Annotated in this window: 3 protein-coding genes; 2 read left to right on the top strand and 1 reads right to left on the bottom strand. The window is 69.8% G+C overall.

The genetic code is table 11. The annotated features are described in order from the left end of the window. Positions 1–345: 345 nt before the first annotated feature. Positions 346–1344, top strand: a complete 999-nt coding sequence (gene trpS, locus ABZ951_RS33550; protein ID WP_344098156.1) for a tryptophan--tRNA ligase — start codon at positions 346–348, stop codon at positions 1342–1344. Positions 1345–1421: 77 nt separating this feature from the next. On the opposite strand, the gene proC is transcribed toward trpS, so the two are convergent. Further along, the gene (gene proC / locus ABZ951_RS33545) at positions 1422–2231 is read right to left on the bottom strand and encodes a pyrroline-5-carboxylate reductase (RefSeq protein WP_344098157.1); all 810 of its coding nucleotides are present in this window, start codon (positions 2229–2231) and stop codon (positions 1422–1424) included. Positions 2232–2586: 355 nt separating this feature from the next. Here proC and ABZ951_RS33540 point away from each other — a divergent pair, with 355 nt between their 5' ends. Next, positions 2587–4191 (top strand): SulP family inorganic anion transporter, encoded by a 1605-nt coding sequence (locus tag ABZ951_RS33540; protein WP_344098158.1) that lies wholly within the window; start codon positions 2587–2589, stop codon positions 4189–4191. Positions 4192–4290 lie beyond the last annotated feature (99 nt).

Raw genomic sequence — 4290 nt, 5'->3', positions numbered from 1 at the left:
ATCGGAGCCGCCGAGCGAATTCCGGCACGCCGAAATCCATCCCGTTAAGGGGCCGTGCAGTAGAGATTGCCGCCGGTGCGGCGTGAGTGGCCGCCTCGCCGTCCTCGCGGACGCCGTGGCAACTCGAAGAACTCTACACGAGCCCGTAGGCCCCATCAAACCCGTGGCGCAAGGGGGTTTCCGAGGCGTACGGTCGACGCATGAACCAGCATGCGCGCAGCTGCACCCAGCAGTGGTGGACCGTCTGACGGCGGCCCGTACCTTGCGCATGCACCCAACGGCCGCCGCCCCCGGCGGCCTTTTCGCTGTCTGTGGCGGTGAGCCCTCCTCAAGGAGGCAAGACCCATGCCCAGGATCTTCAGCGGCATCAAACCCACCGGCCACCTCACGCTGGGGAACTACCTCGGCGCCGTGCGCCAATGGGTGGACGTGGACCAGCACAAAGCCGACGCCCTCTTCTGCGTCGTGGATCTGCACGCCTTGACCGTGGATCACGATCCGGCCCGGGTCCGAAGGCTCAGTCGGCAGGCGGCCACCCTCCTGCTCGCGGCCGGCCTGGAGCCCGCCCGGTGCACCGTGTTCGTGCAGAGCCATGTGCACGAACACACTCGCCTCGCCTATCTCCTGGAATGCACGGCTTCCGACGGAGAGATGCGGCGCATGATCCAGTACAAGGAGAAGTCGGCGCGCGAGCGGGCGGTGGGCGGGAACGTCCGGTTGTCGCTGCTGACCTACCCGGTGCTGATGGCGGCCGACATCCTCGCCTACGCGGCGGACGAGGTGCCGGTGGGGGACGACCAGGCGCAGCACGTGGAACTGACCCGGGACCTGGCCGTCCGCTTCAACCAGCGGTACGGGAGGACATTCACCGTGCCGAAGGCCGTTGTCCCGGCCGTGGCGGCCCGGGTCATGGACCTCCAGGACCCGCTGTCGAAGATGGGAAAGTCCCACGCGGAGACCGCCGGCATCGTCTATCTGCTCGACGAGGCCGACATCGTACGGAAGAAGATCATGCGCGCTGTGACCGACAGCGGCAGTGACGTCGTGTACGACCCGGAGGAAAGGCCCGGCGTGGCCAATCTGCTGGAGATCCTCGCGGCGTGCACAGGCGGAAAGCCGGCGGACCTGGCCGAGCACTACTCCTCGTACGGCGCTCTGAAACAGGACACCGCCGACGCCGTGCTGGCCCTGCTCCAGCCCGTCCGGGACCGGCACGCGGAATTGTGCGCGGACCCCGGTTATGTGGACGCGGTTCTGCGCGAGGGCGCCGAGCGGGCGCGATCCCTGGCCCGGCCCACCGTCGACGCGGCGTACGCGGCCATCGGGCTGATGCCGCCCGCATAGCGAAAGCGGTAACACCTGGGACAGCAGTCACCGGTGCCGCGGCGTACTCCGCGGCACCGGTGACCCTGCCGAGGGCTTCATGCCTGCCCGGAGGCCAGTTCGCGGCTGCGGTCGCGGGCCGCTTCGAGGGCGGCGATCAGGGCGGCTCGTACGCCGTGGCGCTCCAGTTCCCGAATCGCGCTGATCGTCGTACCGGCGGGCGAGGTGACCGCCTCACGGAGCTTGACGGGGTGCTCGCCGCTGTCGCGCAGCATGACGGCCGCGCCGATGGCCGCTTGGACGATCAGATCGTGGGCCTTGTCCCGGGGAAGGCCCAGGAGGATGCCCGCGTCGGTCATCGCCTCGACGAGGAAGTAGAAGTACGCCGGGCCGGAGCCGGAGAGTGCGGTCGCCGCGTCCTGCTGGCTCTCGGGCACCCGGAGGGTCTTGCCGACGGGCTTGAAGATCGCCTCGGTGCGCAACAGGTGGTCCTCCGTGGCGTGGGTGCCCGCGGAGATGACGGACATCCCCTCGTCCACGAGGACCGGCGTGTTCGGCATGACGCGGACGACGGGGGTGCCGTCCGGCAGCTTCTCCTCGAAGGAGGCCGTCGGGATGCCGGCGGCCGCGCTGATGACCAGGCGGTCGGCCGGCAGGTGCGGGGCCAGCTCCTCGAGGAGCGTCGCCATGTCCTGGGGCTTCACGGCGAGGATGAGGGTGTCCGCGGCCTTGGCCGCCTCGATATTGGTGACCGTGTCGACGCCGTAGCGGGCCCGCAGCGCTTCGGCGCGCTCCGGGCGGCGGGCGGTGACGAGAAGATCGGCGGGCGACCAGCCCGCGCGGATCATCCCGCTGAGGAGTGCCTCGCCGATCTTTCCGGTGCCGAGGACGGCGACTTTCTGGGCCACGGGGCCGCTCACCTCTTCGCTGCGCTGGACTTTCAGGGGGCGTGCCCGGCCATCTTCGCACCCGGCGCACACTCCACCTTCCGGCGCGGGAAGAACGTATGACCGCCTGGGCACACGCCGGAGTGAACGGAATCATCTTTTACGACTGTCCGACTCCAGCTTTACCTCGTGGTTACACGCCAACAGGCCCAACCCCAGGGCTGCTTGGACAGAATGACCGCGGGTGTCCACGGCACGCTCCGTCACCCTCTACCGTCCGGCCGACCCCCACCCTGACGTCTGTCGCTGCCCGTACCTCACCCCTGACGGGCACCGATCCACATCGCTGCGCGCACCGCACGCTGGAGGCAACCTCATGGAGAAAATACCCTTCCGCCATGCCCGGAATGTGCTGGGCCGGGCCAAGCTCAGGTCAAACCCTCCCCACCCCCGGGCCAAGTCGGGCCTCACCTCCGGCACCGAGGCCCCGGGCTCCGAAACCCCCGGCCCCAAGCCCGGTCGCCGCGGCACTCTGCGGGCGGACTTCACGGCTTCGATCGTCGTCTTCCTCATCGCCGTGCCGCTCTCCGTCGGCATCGCCGTCGCCTCCGGTGTCCCGGTCGAACTCGGGCTCGTCACCGGGGTCGTCGGCGGGCTGCTCACCGGACTGCTGCCGGGCAGCAGCCTGCAGGTCAGCGGCCCGGCAGCCGGGCTGACGGTACTCGTGTACGAGGCCGTGCAGGAGTACGGACTCCAGGCCCTCGGCATGCTGGTCCTGGCCGCCGGGCTGCTCCAGGTCGCCATGGGCGTGCTCCGTCTGGGGCGGTGGTTCCGGGCGATCTCCGTCGCGGTGGTCCAGGGCATGCTGGCGGGCATCGGGCTCGTCCTCATCGCCGGCCAGCTGTACGCACTCGCCGATTCCCATCCACCAGGGGGCGGTCTCGCCAATCTGAGCGGGGTACCCGGCCTGATCGCCGACACCGTGGGGTCGCCGGACGCGCTGTCCGCCGTCGCCGTAGGCGCCGGCACGGTACTGGTGCTGGCACTGTGGCCCAAGTGGCGTGCTGGAGTACGGGTGTTGCCCGCTCCGCTGGCCGCCGTCGCGCTGGCGACGATCGCGGTGGCGGTGCTGTCGTTGCCGGTGGCGCGGGTCGAGGTGAGCGGCGTCCTCCATGCCGTACAGCCGCCGGACGGCGCGGAGTTCGCGCGCCTCGGCGAGATCGGCGTGCTGGGGACGGTGGTCGCCTTCGCGCTGATCGCCTCGGCGGAGTCCCTGTTCAGCGCGGCCGCGGTGGACCGGCTGCACGACGGGCCGCGCACGGACTACGACAAGGAGCTCATCGCCCAGGGCGCCGGCAATACGGTGTGCGGTGTGCTGGGCGCGCTGCCCATGACGGCTGTGATCGTCCGCAGCGCCGCCAACGTGCGGGCGGGCGCTCGGACGAAGGCTTCGCGTGTCCTGCACGGGCTGTGGTTGCTGATCTTCGCGGCACTGCTGCCCTGGGCCCTGGGGGTGATTCCGGTGGCGGCGCTCGCGGGAGTCCTGATTCACGCGGGCTGGAAGCTACTGCCGGGGCGGGACCTGGTGCGGCTGTGGCAGCAACACCGCGGTGAAGCGGTCGTGCTGGTGGTGACCAGCGGGGCGATCGTGGCGACGAATCTGTTCGAGGGTGTCCTTCTCGGCCTGCTCATGGCAGTCGCGAAGGCCGCGTGGGAGAGCTCGCAGGTGCATGTCGAGACGATCGCCGCGGCGAATGGTGTCGTACGGGCCCGGGTGCTCGGCAATGCGAACTTCCTGCGCCTGCCCAAGCTGCTGGACGAGCTGGAGGCACTGCCGGGTCCGGGACGGGATGTGGAACTCGACCTGAGTGGCATGCGGCATATGGACCACGCCTGCAAGGCAGCGCTCACGGCGTGGGCGGAGCGGAACGCGGAGCCAGTAGCGGCGGCCGGCCCGCTGTCCGCGCGTCGCGAGACGTAAAAAGGTTCGGGAAATGCAGAAAGCCCCGGTAGGAACCGAAGTTCCCACCGGGGCTTTCATCAAAAATTGTTCGGCGGCGTCCTACTCTCCCACACGGTC

This window comes from Streptomyces sp. NPDC046215 (assembly GCF_040646215.1).
GTDB classification, from domain to species: Bacteria; Actinomycetota; Actinomycetes; order Streptomycetales; family Streptomycetaceae; genus Streptomyces; species Streptomyces stramineus.
Note: the sequence above shows the minus strand (reverse complement) of the source record. Positions and strands in the feature narration are given on the sequence as shown.

Coding starts and splice junctions, on each gene's coding strand:
- trpS (WP_344098156.1), top strand. CDS start 346: ATGCCCAGGATCTTCAGCGGCATCAAACCCACCGGCCACCTCACGCTG.
- ABZ951_RS33540 (WP_344098158.1), top strand. CDS start 2,587: ATGGAGAAAATACCCTTCCGCCATGCCCGGAATGTGCTGGGCCGGGCC.